Source organism: Enterococcus sp. 5B3_DIV0040, assembly GCF_002140755.1.
GTDB lineage: Bacteria > Bacillota > Bacilli > Lactobacillales > Enterococcaceae > Enterococcus_D > Enterococcus_D casseliflavus.
The window spans coordinates 768653-792480 of sequence record NZ_NGLC01000002.1 but is presented as its reverse complement, the minus strand read 5'-3'; the positions used below and the strand labels follow the sequence as shown (position 1 = coordinate 792480).

At 44.7% G+C, this 23828-nt stretch carries 21 protein-coding genes and 2 pseudogenes; 5 read left to right on the top strand and 18 right to left on the bottom strand.

The annotated features are described in order from the left end of the window. Window position 1 precedes the first annotated feature (1 nt). Together mmsA and chvE are read right to left on the bottom strand one after the other, a co-directional pair. A complete protein-coding gene (gene mmsA / locus A5883_RS16210; RefSeq protein WP_005231476.1) occupies window positions 2-1531 on the bottom strand; it encodes a multiple monosaccharide ABC transporter ATP-binding protein in 1530 nt (509 codons plus the stop codon). 147 nt (window positions 1532-1678) lie between these two features. Then, the gene (gene chvE / locus A5883_RS16205) at window positions 1679-2779 is read right to left on the bottom strand and encodes a multiple monosaccharide ABC transporter substrate-binding protein (RefSeq protein ID WP_005231478.1); all 1101 of its coding nucleotides are present in this window, start codon (window positions 2777-2779) and stop codon (window positions 1679-1681) included. 232 nt (window positions 2780-3011) lie between these two features. Between chvE and A5883_RS16200 the strand changes: the two genes are divergently transcribed. From A5883_RS16200 to A5883_RS16190, 3 genes are read left to right on the top strand one after another with little or no spacing between them, the layout of a single operon-like run. After that, complete coding sequence (locus A5883_RS16200) at window positions 3012-4016, top strand: ABC transporter substrate-binding protein (protein WP_005227255.1); 1005 nt, start codon at window positions 3012-3014, stop codon at window positions 4014-4016. 10 nt (window positions 4017-4026) lie between these two features. Next, window positions 4027-5475 (top strand): sensor histidine kinase, encoded by a 1449-nt coding sequence (locus tag A5883_RS16195; RefSeq protein WP_086339060.1) that lies wholly within the window; start codon window positions 4027-4029, stop codon window positions 5473-5475. After that, the gene (locus A5883_RS16190) at window positions 5453-7006 is read left to right on the top strand and encodes a response regulator (RefSeq protein WP_060792376.1); all 1554 of its coding nucleotides are present in this window, start codon (window positions 5453-5455) and stop codon (window positions 7004-7006) included. The genes A5883_RS16195 and A5883_RS16190 overlap by 23 nt, the downstream gene beginning before the upstream one ends. 77 nt (window positions 7007-7083) lie before the next feature. Here A5883_RS16190 and A5883_RS16185 read toward each other — a convergent pair whose 3' ends face one another. Next, on the bottom strand, window positions 7084-9156 hold the full coding sequence (locus A5883_RS16185; protein ID WP_074934407.1) for a DNA topoisomerase III: 2073 nt from the start codon (window positions 9154-9156) through the stop codon (window positions 7084-7086). Continuing rightward, window positions 9089-9466 (bottom strand): DUF1033 family protein, encoded by a 378-nt coding sequence (locus A5883_RS16180; RefSeq protein ID WP_005227251.1) that lies wholly within the window; start codon window positions 9464-9466, stop codon window positions 9089-9091. The genes A5883_RS16185 and A5883_RS16180 overlap by 68 nt, the downstream gene beginning before the upstream one ends. A gap of 311 nt (window positions 9467-9777) precedes the next feature. Here A5883_RS16180 and A5883_RS16175 point away from each other — a divergent pair. After that, window positions 9778-10531: pseudogene (locus A5883_RS16175) on the top strand (AAA family ATPase). A gap of 58 nt (window positions 10532-10589) precedes the next feature. On the opposite strand, the gene A5883_RS16170 reads toward A5883_RS16175, so the two are convergent. Both A5883_RS16170 and mnmA read right to left on the bottom strand, forming a co-directional pair. Beyond that, a complete protein-coding gene (locus A5883_RS16170) occupies window positions 10590-10880 on the bottom strand; it encodes a hypothetical protein (RefSeq protein ID WP_254907882.1) in 291 nt (96 codons plus the stop codon). A gap of 197 nt (window positions 10881-11077) precedes the next feature. Next, complete coding sequence (gene mnmA, locus A5883_RS16165; protein ID WP_026008140.1) at window positions 11078-12196, bottom strand: tRNA 2-thiouridine(34) synthase MnmA; 1119 nt, start codon at window positions 12194-12196, stop codon at window positions 11078-11080. 412 nt (window positions 12197-12608) lie between these two features. On the opposite strand from mnmA, the gene A5883_RS16160 reads away from it, so the two are divergent. Continuing rightward, window positions 12609-13322, top strand: a complete 714-nt coding sequence (locus A5883_RS16160; RefSeq protein ID WP_086339058.1) for a C39 family peptidase — start codon at window positions 12609-12611, stop codon at window positions 13320-13322. Window positions 13323-13386: 64 nt separating this feature from the next. On the opposite strand, the gene A5883_RS16155 is transcribed toward A5883_RS16160, so the two are convergent. From A5883_RS16155 to A5883_RS16095, 12 genes and pseudogenes are all read right to left on the bottom strand, one after another. Then, on the bottom strand, window positions 13387-13905 hold the full coding sequence (locus A5883_RS16155) for an Asp23/Gls24 family envelope stress response protein (RefSeq protein WP_005227237.1): 519 nt from the start codon (window positions 13903-13905) through the stop codon (window positions 13387-13389). Between the two features lie 56 nt (window positions 13906-13961). After that, complete coding sequence (locus A5883_RS16150; protein WP_005227236.1) at window positions 13962-14156, bottom strand: DUF2273 domain-containing protein; 195 nt, start codon at window positions 14154-14156, stop codon at window positions 13962-13964. Window positions 14157-14167: 11 nt separating this feature from the next. Next, entirely contained in the window at window positions 14168-14731 is a 564-nt protein-coding gene (gene amaP, locus A5883_RS16145; protein ID WP_060792382.1) for an alkaline shock response membrane anchor protein AmaP, read from the bottom strand. Window positions 14732-14936: 205 nt separating this feature from the next. Beyond that, window positions 14937-15541, bottom strand: a pseudogene (locus tag A5883_RS16135) (metallophosphoesterase). A 41-nt stretch (window positions 15542-15582) separates the two neighbouring features. Continuing rightward, window positions 15583-16428, bottom strand: coding sequence for an aldo/keto reductase (locus A5883_RS16130; RefSeq protein WP_005227233.1), 846 nt, complete (start codon window positions 16426-16428; stop codon window positions 15583-15585). A gap of 177 nt (window positions 16429-16605) precedes the next feature. Continuing rightward, window positions 16606-16947: a DUF1831 domain-containing protein gene (locus A5883_RS16125; RefSeq protein WP_005232263.1), complete on the bottom strand. Its 342-nt coding sequence runs from the start codon at window positions 16945-16947 to the stop codon at window positions 16606-16608. Window positions 16948-17015: 68 nt separating this feature from the next. Continuing rightward, window positions 17016-18155, bottom strand: a complete 1140-nt coding sequence (locus A5883_RS16120) for a cysteine desulfurase family protein (protein WP_086339057.1) — start codon at window positions 18153-18155, stop codon at window positions 17016-17018. A gap of 199 nt (window positions 18156-18354) precedes the next feature. After that, window positions 18355-19308: a mannose-6-phosphate isomerase, class I gene (gene manA, locus A5883_RS16115; RefSeq protein ID WP_170920124.1), complete on the bottom strand. Its 954-nt coding sequence runs from the start codon at window positions 19306-19308 to the stop codon at window positions 18355-18357. A 45-nt stretch (window positions 19309-19353) separates the two neighbouring features. Then, window positions 19354-20370, bottom strand: a complete 1017-nt coding sequence (locus A5883_RS16110) for a serine hydrolase domain-containing protein (protein ID WP_086339056.1) — start codon at window positions 20368-20370, stop codon at window positions 19354-19356. Between the two features lie 119 nt (window positions 20371-20489). Continuing rightward, window positions 20490-21191 (bottom strand): DUF624 domain-containing protein, encoded by a 702-nt coding sequence (locus A5883_RS16105; protein ID WP_086339055.1) that lies wholly within the window; start codon window positions 21189-21191, stop codon window positions 20490-20492. A 37-nt stretch (window positions 21192-21228) separates the two neighbouring features. Further along, window positions 21229-22860, bottom strand: coding sequence for an extracellular solute-binding protein (locus tag A5883_RS16100; protein WP_005227227.1), 1632 nt, complete (start codon window positions 22858-22860; stop codon window positions 21229-21231). A 65-nt stretch (window positions 22861-22925) separates the two neighbouring features. Further along, a complete protein-coding gene (locus tag A5883_RS16095; protein ID WP_005227226.1) occupies window positions 22926-23819 on the bottom strand; it encodes a carbohydrate ABC transporter permease in 894 nt (297 codons plus the stop codon). Window positions 23820-23828: the final 9 nt, after the last annotated feature.

Here is a 23828-nt window from a genome sequence, read left to right as displayed (position 1 = left end):
CTCAAACCCCACTCTCTTCTAATGTCATTAGATTCATCAATCGTTCTTGGTCCGCCTCTTCCCGCAGGACCTCGCCAGTGAAGCGGCCTTCGTTCATCGTATAGATTCGGTCACACATGCCTAATAGTTCTGGCAGCTCCGAGGAGATGATGCAAATGGCTTTGCCAGCTGCTGCCATCTCTTCGATGATCGTATAGATTTCGTATTTCGCCCCGACATCGATCCCACGGGTCGGTTCATCTAAAAATAAGATGTCTGGTGTGGTCATCAGCCATTTTGCCAAAACAACTTTTTGCTGATTCCCGCCGCTCAAGCTGCCGACGTTTTGATAGATCGAATTGGTTTTCGTCCGCATTTTTTTGCGGAATTCTTCAGCCATCGTGACTTCTTTTTCTTTATCGATGACCCCTTGGCGGCTGATTTTGGCAAGACTAGCAATGGTGGTATTCTCGCGAATATCCATCAGCAGATTCAAGCCCAGCGCTTTTCGATCTTCCGACACATAGGCTAACCCATTTTTGATGGCGGTTGGCACGTCTTTGACAGAAATCGGTTGGCCGTCTTTATAGACTTCCCCCGAAATCGAACTGCCGTAGGAATGACCGAAGACACTCATGGCAAACTCTGTCCGTCCCGCACCCATCAAACCGGCGATGCCGATGATCTCTCCTTTGCGGATCATCAAGTTCAAATTCTCATTCACCACACGGGTATGGTCGATTGGATGATGGACCGTCCAATTTTTGACTTCAAAAAACGGTTCACCAATAGTGGGGTTCCGCTCTGGGTAGCGATTGGTCAAATCTCGCCCAACCATGCCGCGAATGATGCGCTCTTCAGAGATTTCGGCACCACTCAGCGTCTCGATCGTTTGCCCGTCACGTAAAATCGTGATGCGATCCGCCACATTGACGATTTCATTCAACTTGTGAGAGATGATGATCGAGGTGATCCCTTGGTTGCGGAACTCTTTGATCAGCTCTAACAGATTGGCACTTTCTTCTTCATTCAACGCCGCGGTTGGCTCATCTAAAATCAACAATCGGACGGATTTTGAAAATGCTTTGGCAATTTCCACCAGCTGTTGATGCCCGACACCGATTTGTGAAACCAGCGTATTCGGGTCTAATTTCAAGCCAACGATCTTTAAGAGGTTGTCTGTTTTCTTTTCGGTCAGATCCCAATCAATGATGCCGTGTTTGGCTTGTTCGTTTCCTAGAAAGATATTTTCTTTGATCGACAGGTAAGGACTTAATGCTAACTCTTGATGAATAATAACGATTCCTTTGTCCTCACTGTCCCGCAAATCTTTGAACTTGCATAACTCCCCTTCATAATAGATCTCTCCGTCATAGCTGCCGTAAGGATAGAGTCCGCTTAAGACATTCATCAGCGTGGACTTGCCAGCGCCATTTTCTCCACACAGTGCGTGGATCTCTCCTCGCTCGATCGAGAGGTTGACGTTATCAAGGGCGCGAACCCCTGAAAACTCTTTGACGATGCCTTTCATCATCAAAATATTATCTGCCATGTTCTTTCACCCTTTTCCTTTTTATGTAAAAGTGGTGCGCTGCCTTTGTAAGAAAAGCGGAAAGAACGAATAGTGGGGATGATTCGTTCTTCCCTACTGCTTTCGGGGAAACCATGTATCTTTTCTCGCTGGATCAGCGCTTCTTGCTTAAATGCCTAGCTCTTCTTCTGTATAGTAATCGGTATCGATCAGTTCTTCTTTGTAGTTGTCGCTATCCACAGAAACGGGATTTGACAAGTAGGTTGGTACGACTTTGACGCCATTGTCATAGGTTTCCGTATCGTTGACTGGCACTTCCTCGCCATTGGTGATGGCTTCGATCATTTCGATCGTGTTTTTCGCCAACACCCGTGTATCTTTGAAAATCGTTTGGGTCTGTTCGCCCGCGATGATCGATTTCACCCCTGCCACCGTCGCATCTTGACCGGTAATCACAGGTAGTGGTTTATCGGAAGAACCATAGCCAACGCCTTTAAGCGATGAAATGATTCCTAGGCTGATTGGATCATAAGGTGAAAGAACGGCATCCAATGTTTGATCCGTATAGTTGGCACTCAACAAGTTGTCCATCCGAGCTTGCGCAGTTGAACCATCCCAACGCAAAGTAGCGATTTGGTTGAAGTTGGTTTGACCAGAAGGAACGACTAGCTGTCCGCTGTCAAAGTATTGTTGGAAGACCGAAAGGACCCCATTATAATTGATCAGTGCATTGTTATCATCTGGAGAGCCGCCGAATAATTCAATGTTAAATGGTCCTTCACCGTCTTTGAGACCCAATTTGTCTTCAATATAAGACGCTTGCAGCACGCCGACTCCAAAATTATCAAAGGTGGCATAATAATCGACGTATTCCGAGTTCATCAGTAAACGGTCATAGGCGATGACTGTGATATCTTCGTTATGGGCTTTTTCCAACACGTCTGTCAGTGCCGAACCATCGATAGAGGCGATCACTAAAGTATCAACGCCTTTGGTGATCATATTCTCAATTTGTGCCACTTGGTTTTCTACTTTGTCTTCTCCATATTGCAGGTCAGTTTTATAGCCGAGCTTCTCTAATTCTTCTACCATGTTGTCGCCATCTGCGATCCACCGTTCTGCCGATTTGGTCGGCATCGCGATCCCAACAAATCCTTTGTCTCCGTCACCGTTTGCCCCGCTGTCTGATCCATTCCCACAAGCTGCTAACAATCCGCCAACCAATAAGGTGGATGCTAGGACGACCAATTTACCAAAAGTACCTTTCATTGTGATCCCTCCATGTCTTTTTCTTACATTCTCAGTATAGCCAGTTAAGGAATCGCTTACATTTAGATTTTTTCGAGGTTTCTTGGATTTCTTGAGAAAAAACGACTCAGTTGCCCCCATTTCTTTTCGTAATCTTGGATTTTTTAAGATTCCCTTGGTTTTTATTTGATTTGATATTTTGTGTAAAGCGCTTCCGTATTTTTTAGTAGAATAGACCATAGAGGTGAAAAAAATGAGGAATATAAAAATTGGGTTACTCGTTTGGTTGTGTTTGTCTTTCTTGGCTGGTTGCCAAGCAGTCAAAGAAACGACCGCTGAAACATCGGAAGAAAGTATCGTGATCGGTTTTTCTCAATCGGGAACAGAAAGCAGCTGGCGCAAGCGCCACACCGAATCGATTCGCACTGAATTAGAGAAGGAAGGCTATGAAGTGCTCTATCGTAACGGCTATATGAATCAAGAACGTCAGATTCAAGATATCCGCAGTTTTATCGTGTATCAAGTCGATGCCATCGTCTTTACCCCGATTCAGGAAAACAATTGGGAACCGATTTTGGAAGAAGCTGCGCAAGCGGGGATTCCCGTTTTCGTGGTGGACCGTCATGTCAACGTCAGCGATCCCTCCTTGTTTCTGACTCATATCGGGCCAAGCTTCAAAGCCGAGGGCAATCGTGCAGGTCTCTACGTCAGCAATTATTATAAAGAACATCAAAATGAAACGATCAATGTTTTAGAATTGACGGGACTGGATGCTACTTCTCCGACGTATTTGCGCTCAGAAGGGTTCCGAGAAACCATCAAGCGTGATTATGCCCACAACAATGTAACGATCCAAGTCAAAGATGAGCTAAATGGTGACTTCATTCGCCGCAAAGGCAAAGAAGTCATTGAACAATACATCGCAGAAGGCAAAATGGAGCAGATCGATGTCTTGTTCAGTCACAATGACGAGATGACTCTTGGCGCTCTTGAAGCCCTCGAAAAAACCGATATTGAGCCAGGGAAGGATTTGGTGATCGTATCGATCGATGCCCAAAAAGAAATGATCGACAAATTGAAACAAGGGATCGTCAATTGTGTCGTTGAATGCAACCCAGACGCTGGTGTGTTCGTCAAAAATGCCATCTCGCGCTACTTGGCTCGCGGCGCCGATGCCATTCCTCGTGAAATCTATGTCCATGAAACAGTTTTTTCCAGTGATATGGACTTTGATCAAATTCCACCGAGAAATTATTGAGGAGATAAAGATGAAAACAAAAAGTATCAAGGGCATCTTCCAGCAGACCAACAAACTGATGATCCTCGTCGCCTTTATCCCCCTCGTAGTAAGCAGTGTCTTTTACTCGCGACAGATTTTTATTTACCAAAACACCATCAACAATATTGAAGAAGCCAATCAATTATCGGAAAAAGTCGATGCCATTGTCTTGGAAGAAATGTGGGATTTAGTCTTTGGTCAAAAAACCGTCGCACAAGTCCAAGAAACCAATGTGATCGATGAACTAAGGAGCGATCTGCAGCACATTCAAGAAAATACCAGCACTGCCAAAGAGCTCAATATTTTAGCAGTCGCCTTTCGGACGCTCGATTCTTTAGAAACCTATCAGCAACAGTTGATCGATAATATTCTCAACGATGAACCGGTGGAACAAAACCAATACGTCATGATCCAAGTGGATTCGGTGATCGATTTGCTATCCGATATTTTGCAGCAGTTTGTCGGGGTAGAGATCAGCTTAGCCAGCCAAACCAATCACGAATTGGTCCAATCCGTGTTGCTGCTGATCCTTTTTCAGGTCGTGTTGCTTTTGATCATCTTTGCGATCATCAATAAAAACCGCCGCTTTGTTCGTGACAATCTGCAATACCCGTTGGATCGGTTGTTAGACCTTTCCAATGAACTATCCCAAGGACATTTGAGCTACCGAGCAGAACTGCCCGAAACCCCAGAACTGCGGACTCTGACGAGTAGCTTGAATCGAATGGCAGATGACTTGACTCGGCTCTTGGAAGAAAATGCCTTGAAGCAGTATCACTTAGCCCAAAGTGAGGTGCGGGTCTTACAAGCCCAGATCACTCCACATTTCATCTATAATAGTTTAGATGCGATCGTTTCTTTGATCGAAGCTGCCCGTTTTGAGCAAGCAACCGAAATGACTTATGCGCTGTCAGATTTTTTCCGCATCTCCTTAAGCAAAGGGCAAGACTGGATTCCGCTGGAAAAAGAATTGCGGCATGTGGATGATTACTTGAAGATTTTGCAGATCCGCTATGGCAGGATGCTGTCTTACACCATTGAAGATCAAACCGTCAGTCCAGAACTACAGGTTTTGAAAATGGTCCTGCAGCCCCTTGTTGAAAACGCCGTATATCATGGCACCAAATTTGTCCGTCGTGTCGGCATGATTCGAATCACAGTGTCAGAATTGCCTCACCAGATTCAAATGACCATCAGTGACAACGGTGTTGGGATCGACCCTGAGCGTTTGCAGGAGATTCGTCGTAACCTTAAAGAAACCACTGATCCCGCCTCTGAGAGCGGCTATGGCCTATATAACGTCTATCGCCGTCTCCAGCTGAACTACGGCAGCGAAGCGCAACTGACGATCCACAGTCAATACCAAGAAGGCACCACGATTAACGTCACAGTACCAAAAAGGGAGGAATCCAACCATGTACAAAGTGTTCATAGTTGAAGATGAACATCTGATTCGCGATAGTTTGCGCCACCAAATCATGACTCTCGCCAAACAATACCCGATCGTTTATAGCGATGAAGCCGCAGATGGCGAATTGGCGCTGGCTTCGATCCTTGATCTGCGTCCTGATATTATTATCAGTGATATCAAAATGCCGTTTATGGACGGCTTGGTCTTTGCGAAAGAAGCCAAGAAATTATTGCCGCAAGTTCGCATTATTTTCGTTAGCGGCTTTGATGATTTTGACTATGCAAAAACGGCACTGCAGCTGCAAGCAGACGATTACTTGCTCAAGCCCATCAAAAACGAAGAATTAGAACAAGCCATCAAAACCGTCGTTCAACATTTAGATGAACAACAAGCCACTCATCAACAATTATCCAAAGAAGACGATTTATTCGAAATGGAAATCAAAAAGAATCACTTTCTGAATCACCTCTTTAAACAAAAGATCACGATCTCAGAAGCCTTTTTGCAAGCAGAAGAACTGGGCCGGCGCTTTTCAGGCAAACAGTTTTGTGTGCTCTTAGCAAAAACCCCCTTCAATCAAAGCTTTTCTGACTACACTCGCTTTAGCCAGCAGCTGACCAAAGCCTATGAACAAGACGATGCCGTCTTGTTCTCCAGTGTTTCTAGCCGCTTCATCAAGTTTTTGCTTTTTGACCATGACCGAGAACAAGTTTTAGAAAAAGCCTATCAGATCGCTCAAAGCCTCGTTCATGGTTCTGGGGAAGAAGTAGCAGTGGCGATCGGACCGGTAGCAGATCGCTTCTCGGGCATCTCTCTTTCTTATCAGAAAGCTCGTGACATGCTAAAAACCTATGGCAGCATCCGCAAGGAAAAAATCATCAGCTATGAAGACGACATTCGCGAAGGGGAACTGTCCCCCACCAATCCCTTCAAAACCGACCTTGCTTCACGGCTGGCAAATGCTGGGAAACAGACGATCCCTGAGCTGATCGCTGAATTGATGGCGCCTCAAGGAACCGTTGAGCGAACGCAAATGTACCGTTTGTTCGTCTTAGTCGAACTGCTGGCATTGTTGAAGAAAAAAGACAGTCATTCGCTGCCCCAGATCGTTCAACACGCCCATGACTTAGATTATCTAGCGGCATTGACCCATGAGCCAGAGAACTATCAAACGACTCTGGCAGAACTGTTGCCGCTATTGACCCAACAACCCATCAATCCTGCAATGGCGAAATATCAAAGCGTCATCAATCAAGCCAAAGCCTTTATCAGTGAGCACTTTTCTGATCCCAATATTTCCTTAAATGTAGTTGCTGAAAAAGTTCATTTGAGTCCAGCACATTTCAGCACCATCTTCTCGCAAGCCACTGATTCTACGTTTATCGAATACTTGACCGAGCAACGGTTGACCTTAGCTAAGGAACTGCTGTTAACGACCAATCTACGGCTATCTGAGATCGCCTTTGATGTTGGCTACAATGACCCAAATTATTTTTCCTTTTTGTTCAAGAAGAAAGAAAAAATCTCACCGAAAGAATATCGTCAAAAAAATGCCTAAATGAGTGAAGGGATGCAAAAAAAGAGTGAGGGACAGCAAAATCGTCCTCACTCTTTTTCATTTTCTACCTCATGCAGTTATTTCTTCTCCATAGCAGCTTTTAAAGCAGCTGCTAATGGGCTTTCTTGCGGTTCTTCTTGATTGATTTTGTTCATCAAGCGGCGTTCTTCGTGTTTCGACAGCTTTTTGCTGCGTTCCTTTTTATCCGCCATTTTTTCGGTGGTCCCATCGAATTTACAGCGGAAATAGGCGCCGTTTTTGCCTTCAATGATCTCCATCTTTCGGTGGCATTGCGGGCAGCGTCGGTTTGAAACTTTCGGGTCTTTCCGACGACGGTACTTGCAGGTCCCACTGGAGCAAACATAGATCTTGCCATCACGGGTATTTTTCTCCCGCAAGGGTTCGCCGCATTCGGGACAACGTTTTTGGGTCAATGAGAAATCTTGGTACTTGCTTTCGCTTTGCTTGATTTCTTTGACCAGTTGTTTTGTGTCTGCTTCGATTTGTGCGAGGAAGGTTTGGGCAGAATAGGTGCCTTTCGCAATGGCTTCCAGTTCCTTCTCCCATTTTTCCGTCAATTCTGGTGTCACCAAGGATGGATTGACTAAGACTAACAGCTGCTTGCCTTTTGGCGATACTTGCAAGCCGCTTGGGGTCCGCTCCATCAGCTCAGATTTGATCAGCTTTTCAATGATCTCCGCACGGGTTGCCGGCGTACCAAGACTGTGTTTTTCCATTTTGCCTAAAAGAGTTCCTTCATTCAACGGTTTCGGTGGTGTAGTCAACTCTTTCTGGATGGTAAACTCAGGCTTGACAGTACTGCCTTTTTGCCAAGCTATGTCACTGGTTTCTTCTTCAGAAGTCGTTTTCCATCCCGCTTCTAACACGGTATTGCGGTTGAATACAAAGGTTTCTGAACCAAAGGTCACGGTCACTTTCTGCTGCTGCTTTTTATGGGGTTTCGCAAAGAGCATCAAGAAACGACTAACGATCATTTGATAGATTCGTTGTTCATCGGTAGTTAATTTTTCATAACGTGCCCGCTGTTCCGTTGGCAATAGGGCATGGTGATCGGTAACTTTTTTATCATTGAAGACAGCTTGTTGCACCACTTGTCCGCCATTTTTCAAGTATCCTTTGACTTCTGGGGCAAAATCCGCAACTGCCTGCAGGCGTTCCTTCATGGTTGCCTTCATATCATTGGTCAAATACTTGGAATCCGTCCTTGGGTAAGTGACGATTTTATGGGTTTCATACAAGCTTTGAACAAGCGACAAGGTCTTCTTGGCTGAAAACCCATAACGCTGATTGGCTTCTCGTTGGATCTCGGTCAAATCATAAGGCAATGGTGCACTTTCTGTTTTGACCTTTTCTTCGATCGCTGTCACGCGACCATTTTGTTGACTCATTTGCTTGACCAATGCTTCGGCGTCGCTGCGTTCTTTTAGTTGATAGGGATTTTTTTGCTGCAGGCGAGCCTTGGCATCGCCTACGTTTAGGGTAATCACATGATAGGTTTGCGGACGGAAACTCTCGATCTGCATTTCCTGACTGCGCACCAAAGCTAAGGTAGGGGTTTGGACCCGACCCGCACTAAGATTGTCTTGATATTTGACCGTCAACGCCCGGGTGACATTCAACCCTACCAGCCAGTCGGCTTTTGCCCGCGCAAGGGCGGAGTAGTAAAGATTGTCGTAGTCCTTGGCTGACTGCAATTTTGCAAAGCCTTCTTTGATGGCTTTAGGGGTTTGCGAAGAAATCCACAAACGTTTGACTGGTTTGTCAAAACGAACCCACTCCAAAATCCAGCGAGCGACTAGCTCCCCTTCTCTTCCCGCATCGGTAGCGATCACGACTTCCCCGACATCTTTTCTTTGAGCCAACTGTTTGATGGCTTTTAGTTGATGACCGGTTTTTGGCAACGGCTTGATCCCGATGGACTTAGGGATCATCGGTAACGTTTCCATCTGCCATGATGCCCAGTCTTTGTTTAAATCTTCAGGCATTTTCAAGCCCAATAAATGACCAAGGGCCCAAGTAACGATCGCCTTGGGTCCTTCGTAATAATTTTTATGTTTTTGCTCACAGCCCAAAACTTTGCTGAGGTCTTTGGCAACGCTTGGCTTTTCCGCTAGAATTAGTTGTTTCATAAAAATCTTTCCTGCTTTCATCGACGACTTGCTGATATTCTTTGAGCAATGCCAGTCCAATATATTGTTGGAGGTAATCGTCGCATTCTTCGCACCAGCGTTCGTCTTCTTCATTCCAAAAAGCCGTCATAAAGTTTGATTTTGCATTTATGTACGAATACTCTTCTCTGATTTCTTGCCATTTTTGTTCATAAAATGACTGCGCCTCGCTGAAAGTTGCAAATGTGAACGCCTCTTGAATATCTGACTGCCATCCCTCAAAAAACCACCACGGTTCATTGTCCCCATACATGACTACTACTTGATACATTCCATTGCTCCTTTCACGATTCCTTCCTCATATTAGTCACTTTTACTTAAACTTGCAAGGAATAAGTTTCAGCATTTAAACATTGCTTTAAAAATTCATTAAACCCTCGTTTTTTTGTACGATTTATCGGTTGTTTAAGATTACATCATTTCTATGCCCCTATAGTCTAGCACAGATGTTTCCTGTTGTGAATATAACATCAAAAGATTAAAAAAATATCAAACAAGATTTATTTTAACCTCGTAAAAAAAATTTGTCTGCGATGGATATGCTACAATAATGACAATCACGAAATTGCCAGGAGGTGCCCCATGTATCTCGAACAAATCACTTTTCCCGATCAAGAGACCGAGTTTGATTTTTTCCTTTCCATCAAACGAACCGTTTATGATTCTTACTACCCTTTTCAGATTCTCAGTGCCCGCCTTTTTCAGCAGATCGATTTTGAACCGGTCACGATCTTATATGGCGGCAATGGTTCTGGCAAAACCACCGCATTGAACGTGATTGCCGAAAAGATCTACGCGCAGCGCTTTGCTGCGTATAATCGCTCGAATTTTTTTGAATCAAGGGATCGATCATCGCCGAGAAGAAGTATTCCAAGAATACTACCAAGCAAAGTATGCAGACTTTCGTTTCACGGGTTTTGACGATTACCATGAATTGAAGAAAATCAATCTTGCACGATCCAACACACAGTCCAAATTCACCCGCAAGCACTTGATCGACAATGTCCGAGAATATTCCAATGGTGAAAGTGCCTTTCGCTTCTTTCAAGAAAAGATTCGTCCCAACAGCCTTTACTTATTAGATGAACCAGAAAATTCTCTTTCTGCTGAGCGTCAGCTGGAACTGGTGCAGTTACTGGAAGATTTTGTTCGCTATGAACAGTGTCAGTTCATTATTGCTACCCATAGTCCTTTCGTTTTGTCTTTAAAGGAAGCCAAAATCTATGATTTGGATCAAACGCCCGTCGATGTTCGGAAGTGGACCCAGTTAGCTAGTGTCCAGCAGTATTACCGCTTTTTTCAAGCACACCAAGCCGAATTTGATGATCGATCATGAGCCAAGCAACCCAGTTTCCGTCAAAGATTTCTTTTGGCGGCTTTTTTTTCCGCCACACTCACACAAAGACTAAAATCAAATTGATCAGAGCAATAAAGAAGGCGACAACTCCCGCAATTTTGCCCCACTTGACTTCTGCTTGATTATACTGATCGGAATGCCCCGCAATTTGAGAGGACAAAAAGTAGAACTTTTTAAAAACAAGCAAATACCCGGCTAAACCCAATAGTACGGCTAAGGCAAGATGGTTGATTTGGCTTGAAATGACCTGAGTCTGATGAAGCATCACCACCCCTAAGACACTAACGACAAACCCCCATTTCATGAGATTGGCTTTGGTACGATTCATGCTCCTCCTCCTTTCTTTTAAAAATGCCAATACATCAAAAACATTCATTTTCTATCTAAATTATAGCATAATTTGACTATTTTTTTAAAATGGAAAGCGCTCGCTCTAATCGGTTTTTCGAATTGATTTATAAAAAGCCCTAGCTAAGTGCAACTGATTGGTTCAGTGTTCTTAGCTAGGGCAGATTGTGTTAGTGGTTAAACATATTGTAATTCTTTGGCTTCTTTGTAGGCTGCATCGATCAAACCGCCGCCCAAGCATTCCATCCCGTCATAAAAAACGACTGCTTGTCCAGGAGTGATGGCGCGTACTGGTTCGTCAAAAATCACTTCTGCTCGATCTCCATCTAATAGACGCACCGTTACCGGTACATCTTGTTGACGGTAGCGGAATTTTGCTGTGCATGAAAATTCCGTGCCGCGGTCTTGTTCTGTAGTAAAGTGGATTTGGCTTGCTTCCAAGCGATCTGCATACAAAGCGGGGTGATGGAATCCTTGTCCCACATACAAAGTGTTGGTCGCTAAGTCTTTTCCTACGACAAACCATGGTTCTTGAGTGGCACCGCCGCCGCCAATGCCTAAGCCTTGACGTTGTCCGATGGTGTAGTACATCAAGCCATCGTGTTGTCCTTTGACTTCGCCATCTAATGTAACCATATTGCCTTTTTTCGCTGGCAAGTAATTACTCAAAAATTGTTTGAAATTCTTTTCTCCGATAAAGCAGACACCCGTGGAATCTTTTTTCTTGGCTGTTGCTAGACCTGCCCGTTCAGCGATCGCTCGTACTTCTGATTTTTCCATGCCGCCTAGGGGGAACATGGTTTTGCTCAATTGTTCTTGTGACAATTGGCTTAAGAAATACGTTTGATCTTTGTTGTTATCCACGCCTCGCAACATATGAGTCACGCCGTTTTCATCAACGGTCACTTGCGCATAATGGCCAGTTGCTACATAATCGGCACCAAGATCCATCGCATAATCCAAAAAGGCTTTGAACTTGATTTCCTTGTTACACATGACATCTGGATTAGGTGTCCGTCCGGCACGGTATTCTGCAAGGAAATATTCAAATACACGGTCCCAATATTCTTTTTCGAAATTCACTGAATAATAAGGAATCCCGATTTGCGCAGCCACTTTGGCTACGTCTTTGTAGTCTTCTGTTGCGGTACAAACACCGTTTTCATCGGTATCATCCCAATTTTTCATAAAGATCCCGACAACATCATACCCTTGTTCTTTCAGCAAAAGTGCTGTTACTGACGAGTCTACCCCGCCACTCATTCCAACCACCACACGGGTGTTTTCGTTAGACATGATCGTTTCACCATCATTTCAATTATAGATTCTGAAATCATCTACGATTTGAAGGTCGCAACTTTTCAGTAATTTGCATTATACAACAAAACACAAAAAAGTTCACTGTTTGCTGTCTTTTCTTATAAATTCCTTTTTTAGAAAAGTCATCTGGAGGAAACCCGCTGTTCGTTCTTCCCCCATTCAGCCCAATAGAAGAAGCGCTGCTTTTTGTGTATCTTATCGATAGCCGTCCAAACGACTCCCATTGTTCAAAGACAACTAGATAAGCGAATGCTAAGAAGCCGCATTTTACCTTTTAAACGGTCGTTTGTCATAAAATCGTATGGAATTCTTCAGGAAAAGCAGAAATGCCGCTATCAGAAAAAGACTATACTTCTTTTAGATACTACTTTATGAGGAGGGGCATTTCATGAGATCACACACAGGGATATCGAAAACTAGGAGAAACGACGGAAAGAAAAGAAAGAGCCTTGCACTGCTGTTTTTTCTCATCGGTGGTGTTTTTGTCATTCATTACGTGATTGATCAGGTCAGGGATGTTGCGTTTGATCAGACAGCGCTTGTCTCAAAAGAGTTCACTCACCGAGCCAATCAAGTGATTCAACAAGCGATGGCAGACACGCAGCAACTGTCGTTGATTGTACAAACCGATCAACGCTGGGGCAATGACACATATGGATATGGAGAAGCGCAAAATACGTTTGCAGCAAACGGGTGCGCTATTGCTTCTTTAGCGATGATCGATTCTTTTTGGACGGATCATCCGTCGAATCCTGACAAATTATTAAAGTGGGCTGGCGATCAATTTTATCTTCCCAAACAAGGAACGAGTTGGCAAATCTTTCCTCAGTTTGCCGAAGCTTTTGGTTACCAATTTGCCGATTTAGGAAGTTCCTTTGCGGCTGCCTATGAGAAAATGACACAAGGTATCCCCGTTGTGGTCTCGGTTCAAGCAGGAACCTTTACGACCTCAGGACATATCATGGTATTGGCTTTGAACAAAGAAGGAAATGTTCAAGTATTCGATCCTAATGATTCCCCCGAAAAAGCCCATTATGAGAAAAGCTACCCTAACGATGTCTTTCAAGCAGAAGGAATCCATTATTGGAGCTTTTGGCTTTGATGTTCTGATCGGCTGAAGCGACAAAAAAAGACTAGCCGAAGCTAGTCTTTTGCTTATCTTACTATTATTGAACGCGTGGTTCGTTGTTTTCTTGAATACGCGTCGTTGTTCGGTTGAAGGCACCTTTGGCTTTACGTGTTTGTTTTGACGCAAAGTCGCCAGTTGTTTCTGCCGCACTGCTTACTTTGTCTTGAACTGTTTCAGAGTCTTTTTCGAATTGTTCACGTGTTTTGACATCTGCTACGTTCACGTTTACTTCGATGACGTCTAAATTCGTCATTTTGTTGACTTGTGTTGAAACAACCTCTTTGATTTGGTCGTAGATCGTGGTCATGTCGCTGCCGTATTCTGCAACGATATCAAGATCGACTGCCACTTGTTTTTTCCCAACTTCAACGTTGATCCCTGAAGTCACATCATCGGTGTTGACTAATTTACCTGCAATATTTGAGAAGAAACCGCCATCGACTGTTAAGAGTCCGTCTACAGATTCTAATGCAATGCCTACGATTTTTTGAATCACTTTATCTTCGTAAGTTAATTCTCCTTTAACACCTGTTGTTGGTTTTGTTTGGTTTTCCATCGTACATTCCTCCTACTATAATCTTGATATAAATTAAACTAATAATGTTACCAAAGTTAACGGCGCGGTCTTTGAAATTGTTCAAAGAATCCGACTTCTTTGAGATAAAATCCCAGATACATACCTAGTGCCGTAAACAGCACCAGCAGTATGGTTTTCAAAAAGCCGATCGTTAGAAACAGGATCGCTAGGATCAAACCGAAACCTGCAAAGATAAGCGGGATCTTATAGTGGTAGAACCATTCACTCATACCTGTTCCTCCTAAACTACACGCGGCTGGTCATGGGCTGCTGGCGTTTCTTGCGTATCTTTTAAGACAACTTCCGTTTGGATATTGCTTTCGATACCGAAAAGCTGCTGCAGACTGCTGCTGATCTCACCAACCAATGCTTCTTGTTTTTGCGGGATGGCTGCTGTTTGTTTCATTTCTCCATCGATTTTTACGGATACTTTATTCTTGACGATTTTGATTTTTACGGATGGCTGATGGATGAAATCTGCTTGTTTCACCCGTTCAAGCACAAAATGCTCTAACGCCTTCTTCTGAATCACTAAATCGCCTGTCTTATGGGAAATGATCAAGCGGTCCGAACGTTTTGGATAAAACAAAACGACAAAGAGCGCGATCACGGTAAAAATGGCGAAGCCAACAGATAACCAAAAGAGCAGCATACTCATGGAAGATCCGACCCAAGGATATTCATCCAAAGGAATCAAGTAAACAGGCAATGAAGCCGCTTGCTGATTGGCGATGATCCCAAAATAAAAGACAAGTAAGAGTAAAAGCAATCCGATGATAAAAATCACTTTAGAAATCTTACGCATTGGCAACCTCCTTTACTGCTTTCTACTTAAAGCATACACATTTCTTAAATATCCATCAAATAATAACTCTTGGAATCGATTATTTTTTACATATAAAGTTTATTTTTATCAAAAAAATTTCCTTAATCAAAGCTTGCTGTCAAAGTCATCACAAAAAAAGCAAGCCGCCCAAATCTGTTTGGACGCTTGCTTTTTTTGTTATCTGTTAACGAGCCAGCTTAGTAAGTTCTTGTTGTTTTGCATGATACAACACCGCCAGTTCATTTTCGGAAACTGGCCGACCAAAAGGACGCGGCTGTGGCAGAAACGCCAATTCTGATGCATCGACTCCTACGTTGAGATTCTCAGCGATCGGTACACTGTGATGATGAATATGCCATGCAGATTACGGCTGTTTTTGGTGATCCCCAGCAGCATAGGATAATGGGTCAGTATAAATTGCTGATGAGCAAACTTCAGCAAGACACCGACATCTTCAAACGCATACTTTTCGGCTCCCAAACAACCAGGATCATGCTTGCGCAAGTACGCAAAGAAAGCTCGGGTATCATGATTGCCTTTGATAAAAACGATTTTGCCCTGCAGCTGTGCTAACAGCGCAGCAATTTCTGGAAAGCCCGCTTCGTAATCAGGGTGCATCGCGACATCCCCTAAATGATAGACGACATCTTTATCCGCAACGACCTCATTCCAGCTGGCGATCATCGTTTCATGCATTTGCGTCACTGTCTCAAAGGGGCGTGGGGCAAAGTCATTGTCCCCGAGCAAGGCTGCATGAAAATAGTGGGTATCAGACGTAAAAAATTTCATAGTCGCTCCTTACCTTGGTGCTTTTTCTGTGATCAGCGTCTTTAAATCATCGCTAGCGGCTGCTTTTTCGTCGGTGCAGGAAACCGCGCATCGATTGCTGCCAATTCGCTTTGGGAAAAAACGATTTTGCAAGCTTCAATGTTCTGCAGCATATGCAGCGAGTCACTGGTTTGGGGGATCGCTAAGACGTGGGGTTGTCGAAGGGTCCATGCCAAAAGCAGCTGAAAGATCGTGCAGCCTTTGGCTTCTGCCAGCTCTTTCAACACTTCATCATTTTTGAAGTGGTGCCCTAGCCGATCGCCTTGAGCAATGGGTGAGTAGGCAATCACAGGAATCTCAGCCTCTGCCTGCCAAGGCAAAAGATCGTATTCGATCCCCCGGGCACCTAAATTATAGAGTACTTGGTTGGCGGCACATTGATCGCCGTTTTCTAACCGCAACAGCTCCTCCATATCTGCCACGTCAAAATTAGAGACACCCCATGCACGAATCTTTCCAGAGGCTTTGGCAGCTTCTAGTGCGTCAACTGTTTCTGCTAACGGCACATCTCCTCGCCAGTGGAGCAGATACAGATCAAGATAGTCGGTGCCTAAACGCGTTAAGCTGCGGTCTAAAGCTTTCGGCAATTCATCTGCGGAGGCATTCCAGGGATAGACTTTTGAAATCAAATAAAGATCCCCTCGTGTAAAGGGCTGGATCGCCTTGCCAACTAGCGTTTCTGCGTTTCCCTCGCCGTACATTTCTGCGGTATCGATGACAGCCGCTCCAGCTTTGATGCCCGCTTGCAACGCATCGATCTCGGCTTTTTCCTTGGCTGGGTCATCCCCCATATGCCAAGTCCCCATGCCGACGGCTAGCACTGATTGCTTGTTTAAGGTTCGTTTCATCTTGATTCCCTCTTTCTCGTCTTAACTCATCCTGTTCCTGCGAACACCTTGGGTTTGTTTTCTATAGTATAAAAAGAAACCGCCAAAGATACAAAAGAAGTGTATCAATCCCATGCCTGCTTGGCGGAGTGACACACTTCTTGCCCTTTGAACGATATAGCTGCTTTTGACAAAAGCTTACGCTTTGACAAACAACCCGCGGCTGATAAAACCATCCATTAAAAAGTAAAATTTTTCTTGCAGCATTTTGTGCTGTTCATCTTTGAAAATATTGACTGCTTTTAACCCATTGGCTGTCGTGATGGACATCTTGAAGGTTTGCAAATCTTTTGCAACAGTGATTTTTAATTTAAAGCCTTCTTTGCTTTGGGGTGTTGCTTCAAGGCCGCGAATCAATTGGAAGTTGCCGCCGTTCGTTTCTGTAAAGCCATTGTCCCGCAACGTATATTTTTTTGCTTCAGGAGCAATGCGGTATTGGGTTGCTGCGCCTAAAACGGTTGCTGTTGTTTCAAATGCCATGTTCTTCACCTCTTTAACATCATTTCTTTCATTATAAATAGTTTTCAGCGAGATTGCTAGCTGTTCTCCTACTTTTTCGTGGCTAAGACAGTTTCTGCTAATAGCTGAGCAAATGCTTCGATTTCCGCCAATGTGTTGCCATAGCCAAAGCTGACTCTGACCGATTCCCGAATAGCTGGATGCTCTTTGCCCACCATCGCTTCGAGCACATGGGAGGGCTCCACATTGCCCGCCGTACAAGCGCTGCCTGTCGAGATCGCAGCCCCTTTTAAGTCCAATTTCATCAGCAGCAAGTCACTGCTGACACCTGGGAAACGCAGATTCAAAATATGCGGCAATTTGTGTGCTGGATCACCATTCAACTGAACATCGATGCCTTGTGCTGCTAAGGTCTCCATCAGCACATCGGCAAACGTTTGATATTGTTCCGCCGCTGCTTGCTGCGTTTCGGGGGTATGCAAAGAAGCTGCTTTGGCCATTCCCATGATGGCTGCTAAGTTTTCCGTCCCTGCTCGCCGTTTTTCTTCTTGCTCGCCGCCATGGAGTAGCGCAGGCAGCGACAAGCCATCTCGTTTATACAAAAAGCCGATCCCTTTTGGTCCGTTGATTTTGTGAGCAGAAATGCTTAGAAGATCAATACTGTTTTCATTGATTTCAAGCGGGATCTTGCCATAAGCTTGCACGGCATCGGTATGAAACACGGCGGGATGCTCCCGTAAAAGGGCCCCAATTTCTGCAATCGGCAGCAAATTGCCCGTTTCATTGTTTGCCGTCATTATGGATACTAAAATCGTATCGGGACGTAAGGCAGCCTCAACTTCACTGACGGCCAATTGCCCCTTTTGATCTACGGGCAAATAGGTCACCTCAAAGCCTAAGCCTTCTAAATAGCGCATACTCTCAATGACCGCCGGATGTTCGATCTGGGTCGTAATGATATGTTTGCCTTGTGCTTGTTTGCTAAGGGCTGTACCGATGATTGCTGTATTATCACTTTCGGTACCACCACTATTAAAAATGATCTCATGTTCTTTGACTCCTAGCTGCTGAGCGATCGCTTGACGAGCCAATTCTAATTGGGTGTGGGCGTCTCGACCATAATGATGAATGCTTGATGGATTGCCAAAAAATGTCTGCATCGTTTCACTCATCACTTTGATCACTTCTGGATGCAGCGGTGTCGTTGCTGCATGATCTAAGTAAACCATTCTTTTCACCTATCCTTCATTACTGCCATTATAACAAATCTTCCTCAGACGTCTATCGTGAGTGTCCATACGAAAAAACCTGTCAGTCAAAAGCGGAAAAATCGCCAATGATGACAGGCAGCTGAACGAGTTCAGCCTTACGAAAAATCAGGAACGTGTGCTGTTTTGCTTGTGCGGCTCACGTCACTTACTGATCGTTTTATTTTTTTCCAGGTTCAGAGGCAATGACAGTCAATTCACCAACCAATTCCCATTTCTTGATCGGGTTTGGCAAAATGCAACTCGTGCCCATTTTTAGTTCATAGGAATGACCGTCGATCATCAAATGCCCATACCCATCGATCACGGTCATCAAGGTATAATCGGCCTTTTGTGCCAACGATAATTTTCCACGTACTTCCCACTCATACACATTGAAAAATGGCGTTTCAAGATAGGTAACAACTGCTGATTGTCCTTGTTTAACCTCACGGATCGATAATTCTGGCGTCCGTGCAGGAATCGTCGTCACATCGATCGATTGTTGGATATGCAGCTCCCGAGTTTGTCCTTGATCATCGGTACGATCATAGTCGTACACCCGATAAGTCGTATCCGAACTCTGCTGGGTTTCCAAGATCATGATCCCTTTTCCAATGGCATGGATCGTTCCACTTGGCACATAGAAGAAATCGCCTTTTTTCACAGGGACTTTTGTTAACAAATCATCCCAACGACCCGCTTCGATCATTTCCGCAAGTTCTTCTTTGGTTTGTGCATGGTGGCCATAAATGATTTCCGCACCTGGTTCGGCATCAATGATGTACCAGCATTCCGTTTTCCCTAATTCCCCTTCATGGGCTAACCCATACGTGTCATCAGGATGGACTTGAACGGATAGATCATCTTCCGCGTCTAAAATTTTAATTAATAATGGAAAGACTGGTTCGTCTGAATGACCAAATAGTTCTTGATGGTCTTGCCAAAGATCCGCCAATGTTTTGCCTTTAAACGGACCATTTTCAATGACGCTCACCCCATGAGGATGCGCACTGATCGCCCAATCTTCACCGATCTTGTCGCTCGGTAAATCAAAACCAAAAACAGAATGCAGGCGACTGCCGCCCCAAATTTTCTCTTGAAAAACAGGTTTCATAAACAATGGTTCCATAATTGTTCCCCTCTCTAGTTGTTCGTGCATATTATAGCATGAATCCGCTTATTCGGCAGATTCTTTTAAGTAACATTGCAGGATTTCGTCACGATGACCCAAGTAGCTTTCTCGATGATCCACTGGATGGACCCGATTCGATAAGAAAATAAACGCTTTTTTGTTAGGGATATCTACTGCGAGAAACGTGCCTGTATAGCCTGTATGAAATAATTGGTACGGCGCACCCAATAAGTCCCAGCCATAGGTGCGGGGCTTTGTGCTTTCAGGCGTCTGCCGCTGAGCCAGCGCCTGCATGACTTTTTCTGAGAAAAACGGCGCCCCTTGCTGCTGACCATTTGCCAGTAACAGTTGAACGAAAAGCGTCAAGTCATCCACGGTAGAAAACAACCCTGCGTTGCCGGCATGGTTTCCCAACACCCGTGCTTTAGGATCGTGGGTGATTCCTCTAAGGATGCTGCCGTCTGGCTGCTGCTGGGTAGGCACGATCATTGGCAGCTGTGAGGGAGGAAAAGGCGGAAAGCCGCTGTTCTTCATGCCTAAAGGCGTCAAGACTTCTTCTTGAAAAATCTCGGTCACTGGTTTTTGATACAGCTCCTCCAATAAAAAGCCCAGCAAAATCGTCCCAGTATCCGTATAGTTGACCGTTTGACCGATCGTATCACTGCTTTCAAGCTGCAAATACGCCTTGCGCAAGGCAGCAGCATCCAACTGGTCTCGATAAGGAATCCACGTGTTGATGGCTGCCGTATGCGTCAGCAAGTGCTTGATCGTTACCCGATCGTCTTTAAACGCTGGCAGCCAACGAGTAAGCGGCGCCTCCATTTCGATTTTTCCTTGATCCCACAATTTTAACAGAACACTCGTTGTACAAACGACTTTCGTCAATGAGGCTAAATCAAACAAATGATCTTTCGTCATAGGTTCGGTTTTCGGAAGAAGCGCTGCCTGTCCGAATACATGGGTCTCTTGGGTTTCACCAGCGATAAAACGCAGCACCGCTCCTGGGAAAACGGTCGGCATTTTTTCTTGAATGAGCTGTACTGTTTTTGGGTACATTGTCATCGTTCCATACTTGCTCCTTTCAGGCTTGTCTTGCTTCTAACTTTAGCACTTTTCGCCAATGAAAAAAACTACCCATTAAGGATAGTTTTCAGATTTTTTTCTAATCAGTATTACATAGATTACTCGTCGACTGGTGCAGCTTTTGCTTGCGCCTTTTGGATGATTCTCAAATAACTGTAACACGCACATTGGCTACCTAGTCCCCCTACGATCAATCCCGCGAGTAAGGGATGGATCAAGACGAGCAGTAAAGCGAGGCCACTCAACAGCCCTAGCAACATCAGTGTCTGCAACGGTGCCCAAAAGATGATGAAAAAGCTTTTGATCAAGGCGAGCCGCAGGGGTGCCGCCAAATGCACACTGTCGCAGATAAAATACAGCAACCACACGAGTAAAATGATACTTAAAAACAAATAGCCGACAGCCAATAAGGGCAACTGAAAGGAATCGATTTGGCGATAAGAGCCTAACAGCAGCAAAGCGAGACTACCGAAAAAGAGGCCTGCGGCAAAACTGCGCCGATAATTTTCCCGATAGAGCCGCCAAAAGGTCCCTCTGATGGCCTGACGTGGTTCTTGATAGTACAACCAACGCCGCATGACCCCAAATAAAGCAAAGGTCGCTGGCAAAAGAATGCTAGGAAAACTAATGATCAAACCAACCAAAGAGAAAAGAAACTGACGAGGAGAGCTGGGGAAAATCAGCCCCAAAGCTAGCAATAGAACGGGCAGATTGAACAGTAACCAGTAGCCATTCAAAAGCAACATACTAGCTATCGCTTGACTGGCACCATACCAACGATACCATCGTTCATTTCCCATCAGTCCGCCTCCTTTCTCTAATCAGCTGATTTACCCTCTAGCGGGCTAAGTTTTGTAGATTTTGCTGCCATTTCTCTGTTTGATAATCCAGCAACTCTTGATAGCCAGCTGCTTGTGCTTGGGCTTCCGCCTCAGCAAAGATGGCGCGCACTTCTTCATCGCTGTCAGCAAAGATCGCTGAAGCATTGGCTTCTTCAAAAATATCGTTGATCCGTTGCTGAATAATTCCTTCTGGTGAGTCTGGCATCGGGTTGATCGCCGCAAATTCCGTGTCGTCTTTTTGCGTATCCCAAGTGATGGCATGCTGCCATTTCGTTGCCCAGTTCATTTGATCTTCTGGAAGATTTAACTCAAATTTTGTTTTGGTATTGTCTAAAAAGGCGGAGTTGCCGTTCCATTGGAAACTTGATGTTGCTTGCTCGATCTCTGAAACGCCTGCACTGTCTTCTGCATAGGCATCCGTAAATTGCGTATAGCCTTCTTCGTCAAAGCCATCCCAATACTGGCCTTCTGGACCAAACATCAAGATCGATTGGCCCAACGGTCCAGTCAACCAGTCTAAGAAGGCAAAGACTTTTTCTGGGTCTTCTGCATTTCTAGTAATGACACTGACATTCCACCCTAGCATTTCATAGGAACCTGGGAAAATATTGTCAGGGTCTAGTCCTGGTTTTGCAATCGGCTCGATATAGAAATACCCCGCATCTGGATTTTGTTCTTGCAAGATGTAATGGGCATCGCGAGCATAGTTGGACGGGCTGGCAGCCGCATAGACAGCTACACGACCACTGGTTACTTTTTCTGCCACCATATCTGCATCTTGGGTCAAGGTATCTTGGGTCATCAAGCGCTCACGGTACAGTCTTGACGCATATTCAATCGATTCTACGTAGTTTTCATTGGCAAAGATCGAGGTCAATACGTCGCCTTCAGGAACAGCGCGAATGCGGATATCTGCTGGTGAACGCCCTTCTGCAAATGCGGAGTACAAGACATTGATCCCTTGTCCGCTGACATCTGTTTCAAATGGAATGACATCAGGAAACTCTGTTTGAACTTCTTTCAAATACTCATAAAGATCCTCTGTTGTTTTCAATTCTGGCGCACCTAAAGCATCATGGATCTCTTTATTGACGACATAACCGGCATTCCCGAAAGGCTCCGAGCTATACCAGTTGGGAAACTGATAAAGTTTGCCGTCTTCTGAACGAAGCATGTTCAGGATGTCTTCTCCCGCCCATTCTTTCAAGTTTGGATACTTATCCAAGTAATCATCAAATGGCACTAAGGCACCCGCTTCTCGCAGCCGTTCCACATCCGACCCTCGATCAAGCCAAATAAAATCAGGTAGATCATCGCCAGCGATCATTGTGCTTAGCCGCTGTGCTGCATTCCCGCCACCATCGATTGCGCGAATATCTACCTTGGTCAGTTCTTTGATAGCAGCAGTTGCTGGATCATCTCCCCAACGATCCATCGTGTACCAATCATAATTACCAAACATCGTGATCTCCAACGGTTCACTACCTAATTCAAAGACCTCCGAACTGTCACGGTCATTCGCTGCCGCCCCATCACTTTCTTTTGTCCCTGACTCACTGCCGCAAGCAGCCAGTAAGAGACTCATCGCAGTCACTGACAGCACGCTTTTTAATACCTTTGCTTTCATTCTTTTATCCCCTTTCAACGTTTCGTTCCTTCTCCCCTCTAATCAAGAGAGTTCCTCCTGCTCTGCTAATCTTTCAACGAACCAATCAATACACCTTTTACAAAATACTTTTGGACAAACGGATAAACCATTACGATCGGCAAAGTCGCCACCATCATAATTGCCATTGATAAGGACTTGCCAGTGACACCAGTCATTTCCGCCAAACGTGCTGCTGAGCCAGAATCGATTTGACTCATTTGCGAACTCACCGTATTCGAATTCAAGACTCGTTGCAAAAAGGTCTGCAAGGGAATGAGATGATCTGAAGTAATGTAGATGCTTGGCATAAACCAATCATTCCAATGCCCAACGGCGGTAAATAGCGACAAAGTGGCAATGACTGGACCTGATAACGGCAAAATGATTCGGAAAAACGTGCCCCAATACCCACACCCATCAATTTTCGCTGAATCCTCCAATCCTTTCGGCAGTTGCTGAAAGAACGTACGGAAGATGATCATATTCCAAACACTGATCAGACCAGGAATGATCATTACCCAAAAAGAATCCATCAGTCCAAGTGAACGTACCACTAAAAAGGTTGGAATCAAGCCGCCGCTGAAGAACATCGTGAGGATGAAAAAAATCGTAATAAATTTTCGCCCCATCAGTTCTCTTTTTGACATTCCATATGCTGCCATCGCTGTCAGCATGATAGATGAAAACGTCCCGATCACTGTCCGTAAGACACTGATGAAAAAGGCATTCATCAAGCGCTGATCTTGAAAGACGATCTGATAGTTTTCCAACGTGAATTCTCTTGGCCAAAACGTGATCCCACCAGTCACCGTGTCACGTCCAGAATTAAAGGAAATCACCAGCGAATTCCAGAAGGGATAAAACGTCAAGAATGCAAGCGTTATCAAGAAGAGGTAAATAAAAATCATCATCGCTTGGTCGCCCCAATTTTTCTTCATTGTTCATTT

What these genes read in the sequence shown, in the direction of transcription:
- mmsA (WP_005231476.1), bottom strand. Translation starts at nt 1,531, where the DNA reads ATGGCAGATAATATTTTGATGATGAAAGGCATCGTCAAAGAGTTTTCA.
- A5883_RS16195 (WP_086339060.1), top strand. Translation starts at nt 4,027, where the DNA reads ATGAAAACAAAAAGTATCAAGGGCATCTTCCAGCAGACCAACAAACTG.
- A5883_RS16150 (WP_005227236.1), bottom strand. Translation starts at nt 14,156, where the DNA reads ATGAGTGAATGGTTCTACCACTATAAGATCCCGCTTATCTTTGCAGGT.
- A5883_RS16160 (WP_086339058.1), top strand. Translation starts at nt 12,609, where the DNA reads ATGAGATCACACACAGGGATATCGAAAACTAGGAGAAACGACGGAAAG.
- A5883_RS16180 (WP_005227251.1), bottom strand. Translation starts at nt 9,466, where the DNA reads ATGTATCAAGTAGTAGTCATGTATGGGGACAATGAACCGTGGTGGTTT.
- chvE (WP_005231478.1), bottom strand. Translation starts at nt 2,779, where the DNA reads ATGAAAGGTACTTTTGGTAAATTGGTCGTCCTAGCATCCACCTTATTG.
- A5883_RS16095 (WP_005227226.1), bottom strand. Translation starts at nt 23,819, where the DNA reads ATGAAGAAAAATTGGGGCGACCAAGCGATGATGATTTTTATTTACCTC.
- A5883_RS16100 (WP_005227227.1), bottom strand. Translation starts at nt 22,860, where the DNA reads ATGAAAGCAAAGGTATTAAAAAGCGTGCTGTCAGTGACTGCGATGAGT.
- A5883_RS16125 (WP_005232263.1), bottom strand. Translation starts at nt 16,947, where the DNA reads ATGGCATTTGAAACAACAGCAACCGTTTTAGGCGCAGCAACCCAATAC.
- A5883_RS16190 (WP_060792376.1), top strand. Translation starts at nt 5,453, where the DNA reads ATGTACAAAGTGTTCATAGTTGAAGATGAACATCTGATTCGCGATAGT.
- amaP (WP_060792382.1), bottom strand. Translation starts at nt 14,731, where the DNA reads ATGCGTAAGATTTCTAAAGTGATTTTTATCATCGGATTGCTTTTACTC.
- A5883_RS16200 (WP_005227255.1), top strand. Translation starts at nt 3,012, where the DNA reads ATGAGGAATATAAAAATTGGGTTACTCGTTTGGTTGTGTTTGTCTTTC.
- A5883_RS16130 (WP_005227233.1), bottom strand. Translation starts at nt 16,428, where the DNA reads ATGAAACGAACCTTAAACAAGCAATCAGTGCTAGCCGTCGGCATGGGG.
- A5883_RS16110 (WP_086339056.1), bottom strand. Translation starts at nt 20,370, where the DNA reads ATGACAATGTACCCAAAAACAGTACAGCTCATTCAAGAAAAAATGCCG.
- mnmA (WP_026008140.1), bottom strand. Translation starts at nt 12,196, where the DNA reads ATGTCTAACGAAAACACCCGTGTGGTGGTTGGAATGAGTGGCGGGGTA.
- A5883_RS16170 (WP_254907882.1), bottom strand. Translation starts at nt 10,880, where the DNA reads ATGAATCGTACCAAAGCCAATCTCATGAAATGGGGGTTTGTCGTTAGT.
- A5883_RS16105 (WP_086339055.1), bottom strand. Translation starts at nt 21,191, where the DNA reads ATGGGAAATGAACGATGGTATCGTTGGTATGGTGCCAGTCAAGCGATA.
- A5883_RS16185 (WP_074934407.1), bottom strand. Translation starts at nt 9,156, where the DNA reads ATGAAACAACTAATTCTAGCGGAAAAGCCAAGCGTTGCCAAAGACCTC.
- A5883_RS16155 (WP_005227237.1), bottom strand. Translation starts at nt 13,905, where the DNA reads ATGGAAAACCAAACAAAACCAACAACAGGTGTTAAAGGAGAATTAACT.
- A5883_RS16120 (WP_086339057.1), bottom strand. Translation starts at nt 18,155, where the DNA reads ATGGTTTACTTAGATCATGCAGCAACGACACCGCTGCATCCAGAAGTG.